This window comes from Streptomyces sp. NPDC014734, from assembly GCF_043083325.1.
In the GTDB taxonomy this organism is placed as follows: domain Bacteria; phylum Actinomycetota; class Actinomycetes; order Streptomycetales; family Streptomycetaceae; genus Streptomyces.
The window spans coordinates 1-1,817 of the sequence record NZ_JBIBYN010000066.1 but is presented as its reverse complement, the minus strand read 5'-3'; the positions used below and the strand labels follow the sequence as shown (position 1 = coordinate 1,817).

The following is a 1,817-nucleotide window of genomic DNA, read 5'->3' as shown; positions in this document are numbered from 1 at the left end:
GGCGGACACTCCCTCTCCGCCGTCCGCCTCCTCAGCCGCATCCGCACCACCCTCAACACCGAACTCACCGTCCGCGACCTCTTCGAAACACCGACCGTCGCGGGTCTCGCGGTGCGTCTCGGTGAGGCCGACGGAGCCCGCACGGCGCTGGCGCCGATGGCGCGGCCCGAGCGGCTGCCGCTGTCCTTCGCCCAGCGGCGCCTGTGGTTCCTGTACCGGCTGGAGGGCCCCAGCGCCACGTACAACGTGCCGATGGCACTGCGGCTGAAGGGCGAACTCGACGTCACCGCCCTGCGCGCGGCGATCGAGGACCTGGTCCGGCGGCACGAGAGCCTGCGCACCGTCTTCCCGGAGCGGGACGGCACCCCCTACCAGCACATCCTGGACGGCGAGGCCGCCCGGCCCACGCTGGAGACGGTGGAGACCGACGCCGCCGGGTACGACGAGGCACTGGCCCGGGCGATCAGGTACCCCTTCGACCTGGCATCCGAACTTCCTCTGCGCGTCACGTTGTTCCGCCTGGCGGAGGACGAGCACGTGCTGCTGCTGCTCGCCCATCACATCGCCAGTGACGGCTGGTCGACCGACCCGCTGGCCCACGATGTGGCACACGCCTACGTCGCGCGCGGGGAGGGTGGTGCGCCGCGCTGGGAGCCGTTGCCGGTGCAGTATGCCGACTACGCGTTGTGGCAGCGGGAGGTGCTCGGCGAGGAGTCCGACCCGGAGAGTGTCGTCTCCCGGCAGATCGACCACTGGCGCACCGCTCTGGCCGGCATGCCCGAGCAGCTCCGGCTGCCCACGGACCGGCCGCGTCCGGCCGTCGCCGGGCACCACGGCGCCACCGTGCCCCTCTCCTGGGACGCCGAGCTGCACGCGGGAATCGTCGCACTCGCCCGCGAGCACCAGGTCACCGTCTTCATGGTGCTGCACGCCGGTCTCACCGCCCTGCTCACCCGCCTCGGCGCGGGCAACGACATCCCGATCGGCACCCCGATCGCGGGCCGGACCGACGACGCCCTCGACAACCTGGTCGGTTTCTTCGTCAACACCCTCGTCCTGCGCACCGACACCTCCGGCGACCCCACCTTCACCGAACTCCTCGACCGGGTCCGCGAGACGAACCTCGCCGCCTACGCCCACCAGGACGTCCCCTTCGAACGACTCGTCGAAATCGTCAACCCCACCCGCTCACTCGCCCACCACCCGCTCTTCCAGGTGATGCTGGTCCTCCAGAACGCCGCACAGGGCGACTTCGACATGCCCGGCCTCCAGGTCACGGAGGACGAGGACGTGCATGCCGGCATAGCGAAGGTGGATCTGGCCGTCAGTCTCGGGGAGCGCTTCGACGCCCAGGGGGCGCCGCGCGGGCTCGGCGGGGTCGTGGAGTTCGCGACGGATCTCTTCGACCGGGAGACCGCCGTCGCGGTCGCGGACCGGCTGGAACGGCTGCTGCGGTCGGTGGTGGCCGATCCGTCCCGAGCGCTGAACACCCTGGAGGTCCTCTCCGAGGAGGAACAGCGGCAGCTACTGCGGGAGTGGAACGACACCGCGCACACCGTCGCCGTCGCCACCCTGCCCGAACTGTTCGAGGCACAGGCCGCCCGCACCCCGCACGCCGTCGCCGTGGAGCAGGACGGCAGCGCCCTCACGTACGCGGAGCTGAACACCCGCGCCAACCGCCTCGCCCACCACCTCATCGGCCGGGGCATCGGACCCGAACACCACGTCGCCCTCGCCCTGCCCCGCGGCACCGACCTCGTCACCACCATCCTCGCCGTCCTCAAGACCGGCGCCGCCTACCTCCCCATCGACCCCGA

At 71.6% G+C, this 1,817-nt stretch carries 1 protein-coding gene; it reads left to right on the top strand.

Translation table 11 applies throughout. The annotated features are described in order from the left end of the window. A partial coding sequence (locus ACF1CT_RS37355; protein WP_391788491.1) for a condensation domain-containing protein occupies window positions 1–1,817 on the top strand: 1,817 nt, incomplete at both ends.